General features: G+C 68.7%; 22 protein-coding genes. 10 read left to right on the top strand and 12 right to left on the bottom strand.

Annotated features, from left to right (window positions below):
- Positions 1 to 3 precede the first annotated feature (3 nt).
- A complete protein-coding gene (locus ACIBG5_RS28815; protein WP_360451627.1) occupies positions 4 to 618 on the bottom strand; it encodes a DUF6668 family protein in 615 nt (204 codons plus the stop codon).
- Between the two features lie 249 nt (positions 619 to 867).
- On the opposite strand from ACIBG5_RS28815, the gene ACIBG5_RS28810 reads away from it, so the two are divergent.
- Positions 868 to 2,292: a hypothetical protein gene (locus ACIBG5_RS28810; RefSeq protein WP_396394590.1), complete on the top strand. Its 1,425-nt coding sequence runs from the start codon at positions 868 to 870 to the stop codon at positions 2,290 to 2,292.
- Between the two features lie 32 nt (positions 2,293 to 2,324).
- Positions 2,325 to 2,534 carry a hypothetical protein gene (locus tag ACIBG5_RS28805; RefSeq protein WP_396394589.1) on the top strand — a complete coding sequence of 70 codons (210 nt, stop codon included), beginning with the start codon at positions 2,325 to 2,327 and terminating at the stop codon, positions 2,532 to 2,534.
- Positions 2,535 to 2,594: 60 nt separating this feature from the next.
- On the opposite strand, the gene rplI is transcribed toward ACIBG5_RS28805, so the two are convergent.
- The 5 genes from rplI to ACIBG5_RS28780 all read right to left on the bottom strand — a co-directional run bounded on the left by rplI (position 2,595) and on the right by ACIBG5_RS28780 (position 5,665).
- Complete coding sequence (gene rplI / locus ACIBG5_RS28800; RefSeq protein ID WP_131511788.1) at positions 2,595 to 3,041, bottom strand: 50S ribosomal protein L9; 447 nt, start codon at positions 3,039 to 3,041, stop codon at positions 2,595 to 2,597.
- A 14-nt stretch (positions 3,042 to 3,055) separates the two neighbouring features.
- Positions 3,056 to 3,289, bottom strand: a complete 234-nt coding sequence (gene rpsR, locus ACIBG5_RS28795; protein WP_012924539.1) for a 30S ribosomal protein S18 — start codon at positions 3,287 to 3,289, stop codon at positions 3,056 to 3,058.
- Between the two features lie 80 nt (positions 3,290 to 3,369).
- Positions 3,370 to 3,957 carry a single-stranded DNA-binding protein gene (locus ACIBG5_RS28790; protein WP_360451621.1) on the bottom strand — a complete coding sequence of 196 codons (588 nt, stop codon included), beginning with the start codon at positions 3,955 to 3,957 and terminating at the stop codon, positions 3,370 to 3,372.
- 92 nt (positions 3,958 to 4,049) lie between these two features.
- The gene (rpsF, locus tag ACIBG5_RS28785) at positions 4,050 to 4,340 is read right to left on the bottom strand and encodes a 30S ribosomal protein S6 (protein WP_130386399.1); all 291 of its coding nucleotides are present in this window, start codon (positions 4,338 to 4,340) and stop codon (positions 4,050 to 4,052) included.
- Between the two features lie 197 nt (positions 4,341 to 4,537).
- Positions 4,538 to 5,665 carry an MFS transporter gene (locus ACIBG5_RS28780; protein ID WP_396394588.1) on the bottom strand — a complete coding sequence of 376 codons (1,128 nt, stop codon included), beginning with the start codon at positions 5,663 to 5,665 and terminating at the stop codon, positions 4,538 to 4,540.
- 94 nt (positions 5,666 to 5,759) lie between these two features.
- Between ACIBG5_RS28780 and ACIBG5_RS28775 the strand changes: the two genes are divergently transcribed.
- Positions 5,760 to 6,260 (top strand): Lrp/AsnC family transcriptional regulator, encoded by a 501-nt coding sequence (locus ACIBG5_RS28775; RefSeq protein ID WP_360451617.1) that lies wholly within the window; start codon positions 5,760 to 5,762, stop codon positions 6,258 to 6,260.
- A 31-nt stretch (positions 6,261 to 6,291) separates the two neighbouring features.
- Positions 6,292 to 7,095, top strand: a complete 804-nt coding sequence (locus ACIBG5_RS28770; protein ID WP_396394587.1) for a deoxyribonuclease IV — start codon at positions 6,292 to 6,294, stop codon at positions 7,093 to 7,095.
- Here the strand turns inward: ACIBG5_RS28770 and ACIBG5_RS28765 are convergent, their stop codons facing one another.
- Entirely contained in the window at positions 7,096 to 7,515 is a 420-nt protein-coding gene (locus tag ACIBG5_RS28765; RefSeq protein WP_396394586.1) for a hypothetical protein, read from the bottom strand. It lies immediately after the preceding gene.
- Between the two features lie 36 nt (positions 7,516 to 7,551).
- Between ACIBG5_RS28765 and ACIBG5_RS28760 the strand changes: the two genes are divergently transcribed.
- Positions 7,552 to 8,085 (top strand): NUDIX domain-containing protein, encoded by a 534-nt coding sequence (locus tag ACIBG5_RS28760; RefSeq protein WP_396394585.1) that lies wholly within the window; start codon positions 7,552 to 7,554, stop codon positions 8,083 to 8,085.
- On the opposite strand, the gene ACIBG5_RS28755 is transcribed toward ACIBG5_RS28760, so the two are convergent.
- The 3 genes from ACIBG5_RS28755 to ACIBG5_RS28745 form a co-directional block, all read right to left on the bottom strand.
- Positions 8,039 to 9,262, bottom strand: coding sequence for an MFS transporter (locus ACIBG5_RS28755; protein ID WP_396394584.1), 1,224 nt, complete (start codon positions 9,260 to 9,262; stop codon positions 8,039 to 8,041). The two genes, ACIBG5_RS28760 and ACIBG5_RS28755, sit on opposite strands and share 47 nt — an antisense overlap.
- A 144-nt stretch (positions 9,263 to 9,406) precedes the next feature.
- Positions 9,407 to 10,123, bottom strand: a complete 717-nt coding sequence (locus tag ACIBG5_RS28750; RefSeq protein ID WP_396394583.1) for an SDR family NAD(P)-dependent oxidoreductase — start codon at positions 10,121 to 10,123, stop codon at positions 9,407 to 9,409.
- 20 nt (positions 10,124 to 10,143) lie between these two features.
- A complete protein-coding gene (locus ACIBG5_RS28745; RefSeq protein ID WP_396394582.1) occupies positions 10,144 to 10,710 on the bottom strand; it encodes a TetR/AcrR family transcriptional regulator in 567 nt (188 codons plus the stop codon).
- 128 nt (positions 10,711 to 10,838) lie between these two features.
- Here ACIBG5_RS28745 and ACIBG5_RS28740 point away from each other — a divergent pair, with 128 nt between their 5' ends.
- From ACIBG5_RS28740 to ACIBG5_RS28730, 3 genes are all read left to right on the top strand, one after another.
- Positions 10,839 to 11,759 (top strand): SDR family NAD(P)-dependent oxidoreductase, encoded by a 921-nt coding sequence (locus ACIBG5_RS28740; RefSeq protein ID WP_396394581.1) that lies wholly within the window; start codon positions 10,839 to 10,841, stop codon positions 11,757 to 11,759.
- 62 nt (positions 11,760 to 11,821) lie between these two features.
- Positions 11,822 to 12,952 (top strand): peptidoglycan bridge formation glycyltransferase FemA/FemB family protein, encoded by a 1,131-nt coding sequence (locus ACIBG5_RS28735; protein WP_360451601.1) that lies wholly within the window; start codon positions 11,822 to 11,824, stop codon positions 12,950 to 12,952.
- Positions 12,953 to 12,956: 4 nt separating this feature from the next.
- On the top strand, positions 12,957 to 13,958 hold the full coding sequence (locus tag ACIBG5_RS28730; RefSeq protein WP_396394580.1) for an alanine racemase: 1,002 nt from the start codon (positions 12,957 to 12,959) through the stop codon (positions 13,956 to 13,958).
- Positions 13,959 to 13,963: 5 nt separating this feature from the next.
- Here the strand turns inward: ACIBG5_RS28730 and ACIBG5_RS28725 are convergent, their stop codons facing one another.
- Positions 13,964 to 14,329: a VOC family protein gene (locus tag ACIBG5_RS28725; protein ID WP_396394579.1), complete on the bottom strand. Its 366-nt coding sequence runs from the start codon at positions 14,327 to 14,329 to the stop codon at positions 13,964 to 13,966.
- 125 nt (positions 14,330 to 14,454) lie between these two features.
- Between ACIBG5_RS28725 and ACIBG5_RS28720 the strand changes: the two genes are divergently transcribed.
- Positions 14,455 to 15,177 (top strand): methyltransferase domain-containing protein, encoded by a 723-nt coding sequence (locus ACIBG5_RS28720; protein WP_396394578.1) that lies wholly within the window; start codon positions 14,455 to 14,457, stop codon positions 15,175 to 15,177.
- A gap of 10 nt (positions 15,178 to 15,187) precedes the next feature.
- The gene (locus tag ACIBG5_RS28715) at positions 15,188 to 15,556 is read left to right on the top strand and encodes a VOC family protein (RefSeq protein WP_396394577.1); all 369 of its coding nucleotides are present in this window, start codon (positions 15,188 to 15,190) and stop codon (positions 15,554 to 15,556) included.
- Here the strand turns inward: ACIBG5_RS28715 and ACIBG5_RS28710 are convergent.
- Positions 15,553 to 16,710, bottom strand: a complete 1,158-nt coding sequence (locus ACIBG5_RS28710; protein WP_396394576.1) for an NAD-dependent epimerase/dehydratase family protein — start codon at positions 16,708 to 16,710, stop codon at positions 15,553 to 15,555. The genes ACIBG5_RS28715 and ACIBG5_RS28710 overlap by 4 nt on opposite strands.
- Positions 16,711 to 16,759: the final 49 nt, after the last annotated feature.

Genomic DNA, 16,759 nt, shown 5'->3' with positions numbered 1-16,759 from the left:
CTTTCAGTACGGGGCGGGATAGTCCGCAGGGTTCGCGGCGCGCAGTGCGTAGATGGATTCGAGGACTTCGAAGACCTCGTCCGGGGTGTTCTCCGGCGTCGGAGCCTCCCCTCGGCGCCACTCCTCGATCCAGGGGATGTCCCAGACCCGCGGCACGCCGCCGCCGACGATGTCGGCGAAGTCGTCGAGCACCCGGGGCAGTCGCCCGGGCGCGTCCGCGATCAGCACCAGGCCCAGCACGGCCACGCCCTGGACCACACCGGACGCCCACTCGACCGCGGCCCGCTGGGCGGCCCGCAGACCGGAACCATGCGTCCGGGCGACAAGGACGACCGGCGTCGGCACCGGTGGCGGCGGGATCGGCCAGCGATGGTTCGCCGCCCGGCTCCCCGGAAGGAGGAGCGACATCGTGGTCTCGCCGGCGCCACCGTGCACACCGACCCACCAGAGTGTGTCCGCGGCCGGAATCGCGAACTTGGGCAGCCGCTGGTCCTCGGCCGGCGCGGAAACACCGTGCTGAGGTGCGGACGGCCCGCCCGCGGGCTGCGGCGAGGGACCCGGCGGTGGCTGGTGCGGACCTGAAGTCGTTGACTGCCGATCCCACGGATTCTGCGTCATGGCCCCTCCTTTCGTGGTGTGTGACAAGCTGTCGCTCACCGTATTCTCTCAATTCCCGGATGTACGTTGCGTGAGTTATCCACAGGCCTTGCGACCCGCCGCTCCCTGGCCGGAGCAGTCGAGCCGGGCCGGGCCCGCAGAGTCCCGCGGGCCCGGATTTCTGGCCTGCGGTGGACGCTGCACATGCTAGAACGGGGGCGGCGTAGTCGGATGAACGAGGGAGATCTGTGGCGGGAATGAGAGGTCGCCGTGGCTGAGAAGATCCCGTCCTGGCCCAAGGTGACGATCCGGTTGCACGACGACCGCAACGCCGAGGTCACCATCGCCGGGCGGACCCATCCGGTCAGCAACCACCGAGATCCACGGCAGGCCGCGATCTCCGTCGTGAGCGATCGGGCCGCACAGCTCGGCCGGCCGGTGCGGGCAACCGCGGTGGAGTCCGACGGTTCCTCCTGGCCGCTGATCGTCCACCCCGACGGCCGGGTCGACGCAGTGGACTCGGAGAGCCGAAGCAGCACCAGCAGCGGCGGCGCCCGCAGGCCAGGCTGGCCGGTCATCGCCGGCATCGCGCTGGCCGTCGTACTGATCGCAGGTACGACGCTCTACTTCACGGTGTTCCGGGATGGCGACAGCGACGCGGCCAAACCGTCGGAAGCACCGAAGGTCCCGACGCTGCCCGAGCCGAAGGTCGTACCGGACCAGTTCTCGGCCCGGCCGGTGCCACCGGGCTGGTCGACCAAGGCGAGTTGGACGGTCGACATCGCCACGAAGTCGGCGCCTGCGGTGTCACCGGACGGCAAACAGGTCGCCATCCTCACGCCGGACGAGAAGGTCGCGGTCTTCGACGGCAACGGCAAGGTCCTCTGGCAGGACAAGGTGCCGAAGGACGCGCAGAGCCCGGTCTACACCACGATCGACTCCAAGCCCGTGCTCGCGGTGGCGGCGCCGGATGCCTTGTACTACTGGGCTGGTGGCGGTGCCGGCGCCACCTCGGTGGAGCTGCCCGACCAAGCGCAGGTGCAGTTCTTCGGGACGTCGCCGCTGATCAAGGTGGAGGGCGACGCCGGTGCGAGCATGGTGGCCGGCGGCAAACTGAAGGCGGTGGCGAACCAGCCGCGCCTGTCCACGGTTCTGCTGGCCGAGAGCAGCAAGGCGTTGATGGCGCGGTACACCGGTCCACTGTTCTGGAGTCAGCTGGACAAGGGTCTGCAGACCGTGAACCCGAAGGCGCCGTCCGGGTCGAAGGGCATCGAGCATGTGGTCGCCGCCAGCCCCGGCCGCGCGCTGGTGCTGTGGAAGTCGGCCACCAAGGACATCGTGATCCCGGTAGTGCACTCGACGGTGAACGGCGCGGTCCTCGCCACCTGCCCGGTGGCGAAGGAGGCTGACGTCGAAAGCTGGCAGTGGGTGCCGGACCAGACCGGCAACGTCGCTGCCTGGGGCAACTGCGTGATCGACTTCGCGCACAAGTCGACGGCGCGGTACACCGACTTCCAGCCGGTTTCGGTCACGGGTACGACGATCTACGGGATGGTCGGCAATGATCTCGTCGCCACGACCCCCGGCGGCAAAGGCCAGACTCTTCCCGCCGATACCGCGCGGCCGTGGGGTGTTGCGGATGGGCGAGCGCTGGTGGTGCACGACTCGACGTTGTACGCGCTGGACAAGAAGTGAATCGGTCCGGCCGCGTGCTTGCGGCAGTGCTGGTGACAGCAGGGTTGCTGGTGCCGGCCGGGCGGGTGATGGCGGACGACGATCCCGGTCCGGTGCAATGGCCGCGGGTCGCTCTACCTGATGCCGGAGGCAACCAATCGGATCCGGGACCGGTCAAGTGGCCGAAGGTCGCCAAGCCGGAGAACGGCGGCGAGGGCAACGACCCCAAGCCACTCCCCTGGCCGACGCCGACCCCAGGCTGAGCAGAACACGACAAGGCCCGCATCCCCTGAGGGAGATGCGGGCCTTGGGTGTTGCTGAGGTCAGACGGCCGCGACCTCGAGGCGGACCGTGGCGGCCACCTCGGGGTGGAGCTGCACCGAGACCTGGTGCTTGCCGGTGCTCTTGATCGGCGACGCGATCGCGATCGCGCGCTTCTCGACGAGCGGGCCGCCGGCGGACTTGATCGCGCCGGCGATGTCGGCCGGGGTGACCGAACCGAACAGGCGGCCGGTATCGCCGGCCTTGACGTCCAGCGTGACGTTGAGCTGCTCGAGCTGGTTCTTGACCTCGCTCGCGTGCTCCTTGCCCTGGATCGCCCGGGCGTCACGCGCCCGCTTGATCGACTGGATCTGCTTCTCGGCGCCGCGGGTCCAGCCGATGGCCAGGCCGCGCGGAACCAGGTAGTTGCGGCCGTAGCCGTCCTTCACCTCGACGATGTCGCCGGGGGCTCCGAGGCCCTCGACCTCCTGCGCCAGGATGAGCTTCATGGTTCGGGCCTCCCTCAGCGAGCCGTGCTCGTGTAGGGCAGCAGCGCCACCTCACGAGCGTTCTTGATAGCGGTGGCCACATCGCGCTGGTGCTGCACGCAGTTCCCGGTCACCCGGCGGGCGCGGATCTTGCCGCGGTCCGAGATGAACTTCCGCAGCAGCGCGGTGTCCTTGTAATCGACGTACGTCGCCTTGTCCTTGCAGAAGCCGCAGACCTTCTTCTTCGGCTTCCGAATGATCTTGGCCATTGTGGTGCTCTCTTCCTTCCAGAGCCCGGCACACGTGCCGGAATGGTCTGTCTTACATGGTTACGACCCGGAGCGCCGGATCAGAACGGAGGCTCCTCCATCGAGCCGCCGCCCTGGCTGGCCCAGGGGTCGTTCTGTGGGGCAGCCTGACCGCCACCACCACCGCTGCCGCCACCCTGCGGGGTCGCCCAGGGGTCGTTCTGCGGGGCGCCGCCACCTTGGCCGCCGCCACCGAAGTTGCCGCCACCCTGGTTGCCACCACCGCCACCACCGAAGCCGCCGCCGTCTCCGCCGGGACCGGAGCGCATCGCCCGGGTCACCTTCGCGGTGGCGCTGCGCAGGCTCGGTCCGACCTCGTCCACGTCGATCTCGAAGACCGTGCGCTTGTTGCCCTCACGGTCGTCGTACGAACGCGACTTCAGCCGGCCCTGCACGATCACGCGCATGCCGCGCTGCAGCGACTCGGCCACGTTCTCCGCGGCCTGGCGCCAGACGGAACAACTCAGGAACAGCGACTCGCCGTCCTTCCATTCACCTGTCTGCCGGTCGTACGTCCGCGGCGTCGACGCGATCCGGAAGTTCGCGACGGCGGCACCGGACGGGGTGAACCGGAGCTCAGGATCGTCGACAAGGTTGCCGACCAGTGTGACGACGGTTTCGCCTGCCATTGCCGTTCCTCCTGCTATCGGGTGTGTCTGTGTCTACAGCTATCAGTACCGGCTGGTGCCGACAGTACCGATGGCTGCTGACGACCCCAGGGTCAGTGCTGGTCCGGCCGGATGACCTTGGTGCGGAGGATCGACTCGTTCAGCGTGAGCTGACGGTCGAGCTCCTTCACCACCGCCGGCTCGGCGGTCAGGTCGACGACGGCATAGATGCCTTCGGACTTCTTCTTCACGTCATAGGCAAGCTTGCGGCGACCCCAGATGTCGAGCTTCTCGACCGTGCCACCTTCCTTGCGGACGATGTTCAGGTACTGGTCGATGGACGGCTCCACGGTGCGCTCATCGAGCTCAGGGTCGAGGATCACCATGACTTCGTAACGACGCATGCGCGAACTCCACCTCCTTCGGACTTGGCGGCCACGGTCTCTCCGTGGCAGGAGGGCGATGCGATTCGCTTCACGCCGACACTTGCCGTCGGCGCCAAGCAACGAGCCCGGTCGATGGACCGGGCCACATCCAAGAGAATACCAGCGTCCGGCCGCCCGCTTGACCATATCCACAGGCCTGTTCCGATGACTCTCCGTCACCGCCTGACGACCTCGGGTGCGGGGCGCCGGGCCACGAGCACCAGCAACGGTACGGCGAGAACCGCCGAGACCAAGGTCAGGACGCGGAAGCCACCGAGACTGAAGAGCCAGGTCGAAGCGGCCGTGGCCACCGCGGCCACGGTCCAGATCCACGACTCCACCTTGCTCTCCAGGTGCGCGGACAGCTGCGAACTGCCACCGAGGTAGCAGAGGTTCCAGGCGTAGCCGAGCAGGAACAGGGCCGGTGTGAAGACCGGACCGGCATGAACGATCAGGACACCAGAGACGAGGATCAGGCCAAGGCCGGCAACCAGCACCGGTCGGGAACCGAACCGGTCGATGCACCACCCGGTCAGCGGAGACAAGGCGAACATGCCGAGTGTGTGAGCGGACAGCATCAACCCCAGCACGCCGAGGCCATCACCGTGGTTGTGGGCGTGCACAGGAACGGAAGTCATCAGAGCCACCATGACCAGGTGGCCCACGACCATCACACAGGCGGCCAGCGCAACCGGCGTACGACGAGAGACCGCGGAGTGGTCGCGAGACACGGGTACGTCGGTGGAGTGGGCGGGGACCCGGATGTAGGTGGAGGCGACCAGCGCGGCGAAGACCACCGCCAGGGCGAGCAGGAAGGGTCCGGCAGTTGCCGGCAGGCCGAAATCGGCGGCGAAGGACTGAGACGGCGCCATGAAGAACGGTCCCCCGGCCGCACCCGCAGTACTGGCCCAGACGACTGTGCTCATGGCCCGCGCGCGTCGGGCGGGCGGTACGGCGTCGGCAGCGGCGTACCTGGACAAGAGGCTCGCTGCATTACCGGCGCCGAGCAGGAACACCCCGATGAACAGCAGTGCCAAGTGGGCACCGACCGCTGTGAGCACTGTCAGCGCCCCGCCGGCGACACCGACGCCGTACCCCATGCGGAGTGCTTGCGCTCGGCCCAGCCGGGCAGTCCAGCGGCCGACGGCCATGGCGCCGACTGCGGTACCCAGAACGCCAGCGGCGTTGGGCAGACCGGCCACGCCGGGGCTCAACGCATCCGCGATCAGGATGGTGCTCACCGCACTCGCGGCGACCATCGCGGCGTTCATCAGGGCGGCGGCCAGAACGACGGGGATCAGCATGAAATCCACGCTAGGAAGGCGCGTCCGGCGGTTGAAGGCAGGAAGAAAGGCGTTCGGCCTTGCGGAGCAGCGATGTCGAAGGTGTTCTGGGGAGATGACCTTTCAGGAGCGTGAGCTCGACTCCACCGACTGGCAGATCCTGTCCGAACTGCAGACCGACGGGCGGCTGTCGTTCAACCAACTGGGCAAGCGGGTCAACCTGTCGCCGCCGGCCGTGGCGGATCGGGTACGGCGGCTGGAGGAGTCCGGCGTGATCGCCGGATACCGGGCCGAGGTGGATCCGGCTCGGGCCGGTCAGCCGCTGTCGGCTTTCGTCCAGATGCGCTGCACGACCGGGCGCTGCCTGCTGAAGACCACGCGGGCGGAGGACTTCCCAGAGGTCCTGGAGATCCACAAGCTGAGTGGTAACTCCTGCTCGATGCTGCGGGTCCGCGTCACCTCGATGAGTCACCTGGAGGGCCTGTTCGAGCGCCTCGGCGAGCACGGCGAGATGAATACGCACATCGTGCTGTCGACCGAGTTCGAGGGCCGTCCGGTGCAGCCTCCGGCGCAGGAGTCACGGCCGGTCACCCGATCGGCGGGCTGGGGTTCGTGAACTGTCCGTGGGCGGTTCTAGGGTGGGTCCCATGACTGTGAAACTCGGTGCGCACGTGGACCAGGCAGACCCGCTGGCCGAGGCGGCCGACCGGGGCGCCGACCTGGTGCAGTTCTTCCTCGGCAACCCGCAGGACTACAAGGCGCCGAAGCTCGCGTACGCCGATGGCGAGGGTGCGCTCAAGGAACGCGCGGCCGCCGCGGGCATCGACCTGTACGTGCATTCGCCGTACCGGCTGAACGTGGCCAACACGAACAACCGGATCCGGATCCCGAGCCGCAAGCTGCTGCAGCAGACGCTCGACAAGGCCGCCGAGATCGATGTCAAAGGTGTGATCGTGCACGGCGGCCACGTCGGCGACGAGGACGACCCCGAGGCCGGCTTCGACAACTGGCGCAAGTGCATCGAGCGCGCCCAGCTGCCCGTCCCGCTGCTGATCGAGAACACCGCCGGCGGCGAGAACGCGATGGCCCGCCAGCTGGACCGGATCGCCCGGCTGTGGGACGCGGTCCAAGCCTCCGGCAACGACCGCCTGGAGAACGTCGGGTTCTGCCTCGACACCTGCCACTTCCACGCGGCCGGCGAGGAGTTGCCGACGATCGTCGAGAAGGTGAAGGCGATCACCGGTCGGATCGACCTGGTGCACGCCAACGGTTCACGGGACGAGTTCGGCTCCGGCGCCGACCGGCACAGCAACTTCGAGGAGGGCCACATCGACCCGGCCGACATCGTCGCGGTGGTGCAGGCAGCGGGTGCGCCGGTGGTCGTCGAGACGCCGAACGCCGATCACGGTCAGAAGGCCGACATCGACTATCTGCGGGCGCACCTGAAGTAGCTACTCCTTCTTCGCGGGGATCACGTGGTGCAGCCAATAGGTGATGCCCCACGGCAGGAGCAGTGCCAGTGAGCCGGTGTCGCGGGCAGGGATGAGGATGTCCGCACCGATGGCCACCACCAGCAGGACAGTGGTCGCCTGGAAGACGGTGAACTTGCCGACCAGTGGCTGGTTGAGGGCGAGGCGGCCCACAGCGCAGGCCACGTCAATCGCGAGGAGGGCTGCGATCGAGATCGCTGCCAGCGCGACGCCGGTCCACGCCAAGCCGCCGTACTGCGCTGATTCGCCGACGACATCGGCGAGCAGGAAGACCCCGACGACCGCGGTGAGCGCGGCGGCGGCCCACAGCATCCGCTGAGTTGTCCGCCGGGCCCGTTCGGGATCAGGCCGGGCGTCAGGCGGTGGATCGGGGTGCGCCATGAGTGGGACCGTAGCGCAGGCGGAACAATGGCCACCATGCAGACCTGGGCCGAGCGGTTCCCCGAACTCTTCGCACCCGGCTACTGGACCTGGGGTGATCTCGACGTCCGGTTCACCACCGAGGAGCCACCGGACGAGCTGATCAGCAACGTGCACGTGGTCGCCCGGACCGCCGGCGGGATCGTTGTCTGCGGCAACGACCTGGGCTGGCGCTTCCTGCCCGGCGGCACCCGGGAGCCGGGCGAGACGATCGAGCAACTCGTCCATCGTGAACTGCTGGAGGAGGCCGGCGCCCGGCTGGCCGGTCCGATGACCTGGCTCGGCGCGCATCGGGCGGTGCATCGCCGGCCGGCGCCGTACCGTCCACATCTGCCGCACCCGATCTCCTACTGGGCCAACGTCGTCGCGGACGTCGTGATCGAGCAGGAGCCGACCAACCCCGAGGACGGCGAGCAGGTCACGGAGGTCCTCGTGCTGCCGCCGGACGAGGCGATCGCCTACCTCGACACGCAACCGGACGGCGTCATGGGACCGATCGTTGGACTGGCTCAGGCAATGGAGCTGGTGTAGCCGACCGCCACGGCAGGACGGCCGCGCTGAACAGGCAGCACACACCGGCCACGACCATTGCCCCACGCAACCCCATCACCACGGCGAGCGCGCCACCGATCGCCATGAACGCAGGCTGGACACAGCGAGAGCTGATCGACCAGGCGGTCAGCACCCGGGCCATATAGGCGTCCTCGGTGACCTCCATCCGGTACGTCGCGAACGACGGGTTGAAGGCACCGGCCATGAGCAGCATCCCGGCCTCGGCCACGGTCAGCCACACCAGCCCGGCCAGACCCGCCGGCGCGAACGGCAACGGCAGAAGCCACACCGCTCGCAGTGCACCGAACAGCAACAGCATCTTGTGCAGCCCCAGCCTGCGGGTGAGCGGCGGAGCCATTCGTGCACCGAGGATGCCGCCGAGACAGGACACTCCGAGAACCACTCCGTAGCTCCAAGGCTCCAGCTTCAGGTCGCGCAGCATCAGCACGGTGAGCAGCGGCGACACCATCATCACCGGCCCGCCGAAGAGCTGCGAGTTCCAGAACAGGGCGCGCAGCCCGCGGTGCCCGAGGATGTATCGCCACCCGGCGGTGATGTCGCGCTTCTCGTTCCGCGCCACCGGCTCCGGCTCCGGCTGCTGGATCCGACGGATGCCCAGCGCCGAGAGCAGGAACGAGACCGCGTCGACCCCGAGCGAGGCCGTCGCGCCGACGAGGCTGACAAGCGCACCGCCGATCGGCGGACCGACGGTCAGCGTCGTCCACGTCGTCTGCTCGAACTTGCTGTTCGCCTCGCCCCGCGCGGCCGCCGGCACCAGCGCTTTCAGGTGCGCACCGCTCGCGGCGGTGAACGCGATCAGGCCCGCGGCCTGGATGACGCCGACGACGCACAACTGGGTGTAGGTCATTACGCCGAACGCCGCGGCGATCGGCACCGACGCCAGCGCCCCGAACCGGATCAGGTCCGACGCGATCATCACTGGCCGCTTGTGCCGCTGCTCGATGAAGTCGCCCATCGGCAGCGCGAGTGCCGCACCGGCGAGCGTGGACAACGCCGCGAGAAGGGAGACCTGGAAGGTCGAGACGTCGAGCGCGAGCACCGCGACGAGTGGAAGAGCTCCGTTTCCTACCGCGCTGCCGAGCGCACTGATGGCGAAAGCGGCCCAGAGCCGCCGGAAGTCTCGACCCAAGGACATCCCGCGATCGTAGGAGGCGCCGCCGACAGAACCAGCGCAGGTTCACACCGCCGTCGCACCCCGGCCCGCTGGCGGGTTGTTTCACCGCTGACGCGTAAACAACCCGCCAGCCAGGACAAAACCCGCCACCCGCCGGCTGCACTCCTAGCGCAGGTTGAGGCCGCCGTCGAGGAGGACGACTTCGCCGGTGATGTAGGAGTTGTGGACAAGTGACGAGATCAGGTCCGCGACGTCCGCCGGCTGGGCCGCGCGACGCATCGGACTCGAGGTTTTCCACAGCTCCTGCGCCTCGGTCCACGACGCCGTGAGTGGTGTGTCGACGAGTCCGGGCGCGACCGCGTTGACGCGCACGTCAGGTCCCAGCGCCGCGGCCAGCAACTTGGTCACGTGATTCAGTGCGGCCTTGCTGGCGGCGTACCCGATCGAGCTTCCCTTCGGCCGCACGCCCGCGTGGCTCGTCACGTTGACGACGCATCCACCCGATTCGCGCAGCGCCGGGAGAGCCGCCGTACACAACAACCAGGGCGCGATCAGGTTGACGTCGAGCAACCGTCGCCAGTCAGCCGCGGACAACCCATCGAGCTCCGCGTGCGGCACCGGCCAGCTGATCCCCGCGTTGTTCACCAGTACGTCGAGCCGCCCGTGCTCAGCCAGCACACTCGGCACCAAGCCACTGGCCGCGGCATCGTCCTCGAGATCGACCTGGTGATACGACCCACCCAGTTCCGCGGCCAGGGCGACGCCAGCCTCCACGCTGCTTCGCGAGTGGACCGCAACGACCATCCCGTCGTCCGCCAAGCGCCGAGCCGTCGCCGCCCCGATCCCCGACGCGGACCCCGTCACCAACGCCACCTTCTGCATCCCGCAACCCTAGAAGCCGGTCAGGGGCGGTAGCGGAGGCCGTCCAGGAGAAGGTCGAGGAGGCGGTCGGCCTGGTCGCGGCGGCTGCCGGCGGCCAGCGCCACGCCGCTCAGGCTGACGAGGACGTCCTCGGCGGGAACGTCGGGACGGAGTTCGCCCGCGGCGGCGCCGGCGTCGAGGAGCGGTTTGATGGCGCCGACCAGGAGCTCGAAGCTGTGCGCATACGGGTTGGCGCCGGCCGCGATCACGGCACGGAGCGCCTCGGCCATGCCGAGCTTGCGGGTCATGTAGTCGATGAAGCGGTCCATCCACGCGCGCAGCGCCTCGGCCGGCGGCAGCTTCTCGAGCAGCTCGGGTGCGGCGTCGCAGACAGCCGCGAGCTCGCTGCGGTACGCCGCCTCGATCAGCGCGTCGCGGGTCGGGAAGTGCCGGTACAGCGTGCCGATCCCGACGCCGGCGTCCTTCGCGATCCCGTCCAGCGTCGCCTCCAGCCCGCACTTCGCGAACGCGCGCGACGCGGCGGCCAGGATCTGGTCGCGGTTGCGCTGGGCGTCGGCCCGTAGCGGGCGCTCAGTCGTGCCCGTCATCTCCCCCTCCTCACAAACGTGCGGCTAGCAAACCTAGCGGACTTGTTAATCGGAGGCTCCTCCGGTTAACTGGACTTACCGGAGGTTCCTCCGGTTACAGCGTAGCTCGCAGAACAGGAACAGACCTGATGAGCAGAATCACCACCCCCTTCGGCTATGACTCCACTGCCGCCGAGGTGATCGCCGGCGTCGACCTGGCCGGCCGGCGCGCGGTCGTCACCGGCGGCGCGTCGGGCATCGGTGTCGAGACCGCCCGTGCCCTGGCCTCGGCCGGCGCCGAGGTCACTCTCGCCGTTCGCAACACCGCGGCCGGTGAGCGCACGGCGGCCGGCATCATCGAGTCGACCGGCAACAATCACGTCTTCGTGGCGCCGATCGAGCTCGCCGACCGCGAGTCGGTCAAGGCCTTCGCGGCCACCTGGGAGGGCCCGCTCCACATCCTGGTGAACAACGCCGGCGTGATGGCCGAGCCGCTCAACCGCACTCCCGAAGGCTGGGAGCACCAGTTCGCCACCAACCACCTCGGTCACTTCGGCCTCGCCCTCGGTCTGCACGACGCCCTCGCGGCGGCCGGCGACGCACGCGTCGTCGCGGTCAGCTCCAGCGCCCACCTTCGTTCGGACGTCCACCTCGACGACCTTCACTTCGAGCACCGGCCGTACGAGCCGTGGTCGTCGTACGGGCAGTCGAAGACGGCCAACGTGCTGTTCGCCGTCGAGGCTTCCAAGCGCTGGGCGAGTGACGGCATCGTCGCCAACTCCCTGATGCCGGGCGGGATCCGGACCGCGCTGCAGCGGCACGTCGCGCAGGACCTGCTGACGCAGTGGGAGACGGAGTACCGCTGGAAGACCGTCGAGCAGGGCGCGTCGACCTCGGTGCTGCTGGCCGCATCGCCACTCGTGCAGGGCGTGACCGGCCGGTACTTCGAGGACAACAACGAGGCTCTGCCCAACGTGCCGGGCGAGAACACGGGTGTCGCGCCGTACGCGCTCGATCCGGAATCGGCCACCCGGCTGTGGGATATATCGATCGAACTGCTCAACAGCTGAGGTTTGATCAGGTGACCGGCTCGGCTACGGTCTGAGGCTCCGGGCCGGTAACCTGACCGACCGTGAGTGACTTGAGCATCCGGACCATCTCGGCCGACGAGCACGCGGCGTACGTCGCTGCGCAACCGTCGGCGAGCTTCCTGCAGACCCCTGGGTGGGCGGCGGTGAAGAGTGAGTGGAAGGCGGAGTCACTCGGCTGGTACGACCCGGCCGATCCGGCGGAGCTGGTCGGCGCCGGACTGGTGCTGTACCGGCAGATGCCGAAGGTGAAGCGGTACCTGGCCTATCTGCCCGAGGGTCCGGTGATCGACTGGGACGCTGTCGACCTGGGCCGGTACCTGCGTCCGCTGGCCGCTCATCTGCAGGAGCATGGGGCGTTCGGCGTACGGATGGGTCCGCCGGTGGCGACGCGGCGGTGGGGTGCGAAGACGATCAAGGACGCGATCGCCGGTGGACAGCAGCCGAAGCTCGGCGACGTACGCGCGGACGTGATCGAGCCGTCCGGTGCGGCGGTGACCGCGCAACTGCGCGCACTGGGCTGGAAGGCGCCGAAGGCCGGTGAGGGGTTCGCTGCCGGGCAGCCGCAGTACGTGTTCCAGGTGCCGCTGGCCGGCCGCACCCAGGAAGACCTGCTGAAGGGCATGAACCAACTCTGGCGGCGCAACATCAAGAAGGCGGAGAAGGCCGGCGTCGAGGTGACGCAGGGTGGCCCCGAGGACCTCAAGGCCTTCCACGCGCTGTACGTCGAGACGGCCGAGCGGGATCACTTCACCCCGCGGCCGCTGCCGTACTTCGTCAAGATGCTGGACGCGATGGCGAACCAGCCGGCCGGCTGCTGCGACTTCCGGATCTACAACGCCTACCATCAGGGCGACCTGGTCGCCTCGACGATCTGGGTCCGGGTCGGCGGTCACTCCTGGTACTCCTACGGAGCCAGCTCGACCGCCAAACGCGACGTTCGCGGATCGAACGCGATCCAGTGGCGCATGATGGCGGACGCACTCGCCGCGGGCGCGTCCGTGTACGACCTACGGGGCATCACCGACACCTTGGACCCGAACGACCCGCACGTCGGGCTGATCCAGTTCAAGGTCGGCACCGGCGGCGAGGCCGTCGAGTACGTCGGTGAGTGGGATCTGCCGTTGAACAAGGCGCTCTACACCGCATTCGACCTCTACATGAGACGGCGTTGACACCATGCCCCTAGTCCTGCACGTCGATTCCGATCGATGGCGCGAACACCTGCGTTCCACGTGGAACCCCGACATCGTCCCGGTCGCCAAGGGCAACGGGTACGGGTTCGGCAACCCCCGGCTGATGGCCGAGGCCCGGGCGCTCGGCGCCCGCACGATCGCGGTCGGCACGTACTTCGAGGTGCCGCCGGATCCGCGTGAGGACGTCGTCGTGCTGTCGCCGTGGCGCCCGTTCCTCGACGTGCCGCAGAGCAAGAACGTGATCCACACCGTCAGCCGGCTGGCCGACCTGGTCTCGATCCCGGCCGGCAGCCGGGTGCTGATCGAAGTACAGACCTCGATGCGCCGGCACGGCATCGGCGCCCGCGAACTGCGGCACACGATGCTGCTGAACGCGCTCGACCGGATCCGGTTCGAGGGCTGGTCGCTGCACTTCCCGATGGGAGCCGGCGGTACGTCGGCCAACCTCAGGGAAGCGCAGGAGCTGGGCAAGGCGGCCGAGGCGGTCCGGCGCGGCACGCTGTGGGTGTCGCACGTGCCGGCGCAGAAGCTGGCCGACGTCGGCGCGAACGTCAAGCTGCGGATGGGCACCGGCCTCTGGCTGGGCGACCGGGGTGCACTGACCGTGCGGGCGACCGTACTGGACGTGCACTCGGTCCGCCGGGGCGAGCGGGTCGGCTACCGGCAGCGCCGGGTGAGCGGTGACGGCCACATCTTGGTGGTGTCGGGCGGGACCGCGCACGGTGTCGGCCTAGAGGCTCCCACCGCGGCGGCCAGCGTCCGTCAGCGGGCGATCGCGATGGCGAAGGGCAGCCTGGACGCGGCCGGCATGGCGCTGTCGCCGTTCACGATCGAGGGCAAGCAGCGCTGGTTCGCGGAGCCGCCGCACATGCAGGCCAGCATGCTCTTCCTGCCCTCGTCGGTGGCGCCCCCTGCGGTCGGCGACACGGTCGGTGTCGACGTCCGCTTCACCACCACGAGCTTCGACAAGGTGTCGATGGACTAGAACGTCTAGGCCGGCGAGGCCAGGTCGATGACGGTGCCGTCGGGGCAGCGCAGGTACGACGAGACCTGCCCCCACGGCGTCTTCTCCGGAGCCTTCAGCGGCTCCGCGCCGGCGTCGACGGCCCGCTGGAAGTCGCCCTCGACGTCCTCGCTGGTGAGCCCGAGCTCGAAGCCGACCGCGCCGGGCGTGCCGACGGCGGACAGGTGGCTCTGGCCGACCGCGTAGGTGGCGAAGACGATCTTGGTGTCGCCCGCGTCCACCTCTCCCGCGCCCTGGTCCCAGTAGGTCCCCTTCAACCCGAACGCGCGCTCGAAGAACTCGATCGACGCCTTGGCGTCCTCGACGTACACGATGGTCTTCGCGAGCTTCACGACCCTGCTCCCTGTCTTGCGAGATCGACGGGACGGTCCCGACACCCAGCCTGACGCAGATCCGCCCGGAAGTGTGACAACCTCCGGCTTGACTTCAGGTGGACCTGAAGTTGCAGCGTGAGGTCATGAGCTTTCTGGATCGGATCGAGGAACGGGCCGGAGCAGCGGAGCTCCGGGCGGAGTCGTACCGGCTGCTGGGCCTGAAGCGGGGCGCGACCTGCGTCGATGTGGGTTGCGGCGCCGGGCATGCGGTCGGCGAGTTGGCCGAGAAGGGCCTCAAGGTGACCGGCATGGACGCGGACCCTGAGGCGATCGACGCTGCCCGGACCCGCGTGCCCGGTGCGATGTTTCACGTGGCACGGTCCGACGACCTGCCGCTGGAGAACGAGTCGGTGGACGGCTATCGCGCGGTCAGGCTGTTCCACCTGCTCGAGGACCCGGTCCCGACGGTGGCGGAGGCGCGACGGGTGGTGCGGCCGGGCGGACGGATCGTGCTCGGCGGGCAGGACTACGGCTTCCTGCTGATCGACAGCGCCGACCAGGACCTCACCGACGTCGTACTACTGGGCCTCGAGTCGCGCTCGGTGTCCCCCCGGGCGGCCCGCAGCCTCCGCGATCTGCTCCTCGACGCCGGGTTCCGGGACCTCGAGATCGTCGTACGGACCGAGGTCGTGACGGATCACTCGGTGATGGCGCCTCAGTTGGAGATGGCGGCGGCCGCGGCGGTGAAGGAGGCGCTGATCACGCAGGACGACGCCGACAGTTGGCTGGCCGAACAGGCCGACCGCGGCCGGCGCGACCGCTTCCTCGCCGCGATCCCGACGCTGCTTGTCGGTGGGCGTGCCTAGGGTGTGGTGAATGAACGAGAAGATTCCGTTGATGGGTGTGGTCCTCGACGCACCGGACGCGCAGGAGCTGGCCCGGTGGTACTGCCGGCTGCTCGGGTGGGAGCTCGGCGACGACGAGGAGGGGTGGGCGACCGCGATCGGCCCGCAGGGCGTGACGAAGTTGTCGTTCCAGGGCGAACCGACCTACCAGCCGCCGACCTGGCCGAGCTCTCGCGAGCAGCAGCAGATGCAGCTGCACCTGGACTTCAAGGTGGACGACCTGGAGACGGCGCACCGGCGCGCGATCGACGCCGGAGCGCGGCTGATGGAGTTCCAGCCGCTGCCCAACGTGCGCGTGTACGCCGACCCGGTCGGCCACATCTTCTGCTTCTTCGTCTAGGAGTTCTTCAGGTCCCCCCGCCAGCGGACGGTCGGCAGTAGTGCGGCGGGGTCGACCCGGTCCTTGTTGGCGGAGACGATGTCGAACATCGACTCGATCAGCGTCTCCGACAGCAGGTGCGGCTGCAGGCCGAGGCCGACCAGACCGGTGTGCTTGACGTTGTAGTAGTGCTCGGCCAGCTCGACCCGCGGGTTCTCCAGGTGCTCGACCTGGACGGGGCCGGCGAAGCACTCCGCGACCTTCTCCGCGATCTGGGCGACCGAGTAGCTCTCGGTCATCTGGTTGAAGACACGGAACTCGCCGGCGTCCGCGGGGTTCTCGACCGCGAGCCGGATGCACTCGACCGTGTCCCGGATGTCCAGCAGGCCACGGGTCTGGCCGCCGGTGCCGTAGACGGTCAGCGGCTCGCCGAGCACGGCCTGGATGACGAACCGGTTGAGCACGGTGCCGAACACGGCGTCGTAGTCGAACCGCGTCGCCAGCCGCGCGTCCTGCACGGTCTGGTCGGTCTGCTGCCCGTAGACGACGCCCTGGTTCAGGTCGGTGACGCGCAGGCCCCAGATCCGGCAGCCGAACTCGAGGTTGTGCGAGTCGTGCACCTTGCTCAGGTGATAGAAGGAACCGGGCTTCTTCGGGTAGAGCATCCGGTCCTTGCGCCCGTTGTGCTCGACCTCCAGCCAGCCTTCCTCGATGTCGATGTTCGGTGTGCCGTACTCGCCCATCGTGCCGAGCTTGACCAGGTGGATGTCCGGATTCGTCTCGGCGATGGCGTACATCAGGTTCAGCGTGCCGACCACGTTGTTGTGCTGGGTGTAGACCGCGTGGGCCCGGTCGATCATGGAGTACGGCGCGGCCCGCTGCTCGGCGAAGTGGACGATCGCGTCCGGCTCGAACTCGCTCAGCACCCGATAGACGAAGTCCGCGTCGAGCAGGTCCCCGACGTACGACGTGAGCCGCTTTCCGGACACCTCCTCCCAGGCGGCGACCCGGGCGTCCAGATCCTGGATCGGCACCAGACTCTGCACTCCCAGCTCGGTGTCGTAGCCCCGGCGGGCGAAGTTGTCGAGTACAGCGATGTCATGACCACGATCGGACAGGTGGAGCGCGGTCGGCCACCCAAGGTAACCATCACCACCGAGGACCAGTACGCGCACGAGGGGTTCCGCCTTCGCAGTAGAGAGAAGAGTTGCCGTTGTACCTGTT

Source organism: Kribbella sp. NPDC050241 (assembly GCF_044459685.1).
Taxonomy (GTDB): domain Bacteria; phylum Actinomycetota; class Actinomycetes; order Propionibacteriales; family Kribbellaceae; genus Kribbella.
The sequence above is the reverse complement of the archived record's forward strand: the minus strand, read 5'-3'. Positions and strand labels throughout refer to the sequence as shown.

What these genes read in the sequence shown, in the direction of transcription:
- rplI (WP_131511788.1), bottom strand. Translation starts at nt 3,041, where the DNA reads ATGAAGCTCATCCTGGCGCAGGAGGTCGAGGGCCTCGGAGCCCCCGGC.
- ACIBG5_RS28775 (WP_360451617.1), top strand. Translation starts at nt 5,760, where the DNA reads ATGACCTTTCAGGAGCGTGAGCTCGACTCCACCGACTGGCAGATCCTG.
- ACIBG5_RS28765 (WP_396394586.1), bottom strand. Translation starts at nt 7,515, where the DNA reads ATGGCGCACCCCGATCCACCGCCTGACGCCCGGCCTGATCCCGAACGG.
- rpsR (WP_012924539.1), bottom strand. Translation starts at nt 3,289, where the DNA reads ATGGCCAAGATCATTCGGAAGCCGAAGAAGAAGGTCTGCGGCTTCTGC.
- ACIBG5_RS28815 (WP_360451627.1), bottom strand. Translation starts at nt 618, where the DNA reads ATGACGCAGAATCCGTGGGATCGGCAGTCAACGACTTCAGGTCCGCAC.
- ACIBG5_RS28780 (WP_396394588.1), bottom strand. Translation starts at nt 5,665, where the DNA reads ATGCTGATCCCCGTCGTTCTGGCCGCCGCCCTGATGAACGCCGCGATG.
- ACIBG5_RS28730 (WP_396394580.1), top strand. Translation starts at nt 12,957, where the DNA reads ATGCCCCTAGTCCTGCACGTCGATTCCGATCGATGGCGCGAACACCTG.
- ACIBG5_RS28755 (WP_396394584.1), bottom strand. Translation starts at nt 9,262, where the DNA reads ATGTCCTTGGGTCGAGACTTCCGGCGGCTCTGGGCCGCTTTCGCCATC.
- ACIBG5_RS28720 (WP_396394578.1), top strand. Translation starts at nt 14,455, where the DNA reads ATGAGCTTTCTGGATCGGATCGAGGAACGGGCCGGAGCAGCGGAGCTC.
- ACIBG5_RS28740 (WP_396394581.1), top strand. Translation starts at nt 10,839, where the DNA reads ATGAGCAGAATCACCACCCCCTTCGGCTATGACTCCACTGCCGCCGAG.
- ACIBG5_RS28770 (WP_396394587.1), top strand. Translation starts at nt 6,292, where the DNA reads ATGACTGTGAAACTCGGTGCGCACGTGGACCAGGCAGACCCGCTGGCC.
- ACIBG5_RS28750 (WP_396394583.1), bottom strand. Translation starts at nt 10,123, where the DNA reads ATGCAGAAGGTGGCGTTGGTGACGGGGTCCGCGTCGGGGATCGGGGCG.
- ACIBG5_RS28760 (WP_396394585.1), top strand. Translation starts at nt 7,552, where the DNA reads ATGCAGACCTGGGCCGAGCGGTTCCCCGAACTCTTCGCACCCGGCTAC.
- ACIBG5_RS28790 (WP_360451621.1), bottom strand. Translation starts at nt 3,957, where the DNA reads ATGGCAGGCGAAACCGTCGTCACACTGGTCGGCAACCTTGTCGACGAT.
- ACIBG5_RS28745 (WP_396394582.1), bottom strand. Translation starts at nt 10,710, where the DNA reads ATGACGGGCACGACTGAGCGCCCGCTACGGGCCGACGCCCAGCGCAAC.
- rpsF (WP_130386399.1), bottom strand. Translation starts at nt 4,340, where the DNA reads ATGCGTCGTTACGAAGTCATGGTGATCCTCGACCCTGAGCTCGATGAG.
- ACIBG5_RS28715 (WP_396394577.1), top strand. Translation starts at nt 15,188, where the DNA reads ATGAACGAGAAGATTCCGTTGATGGGTGTGGTCCTCGACGCACCGGAC.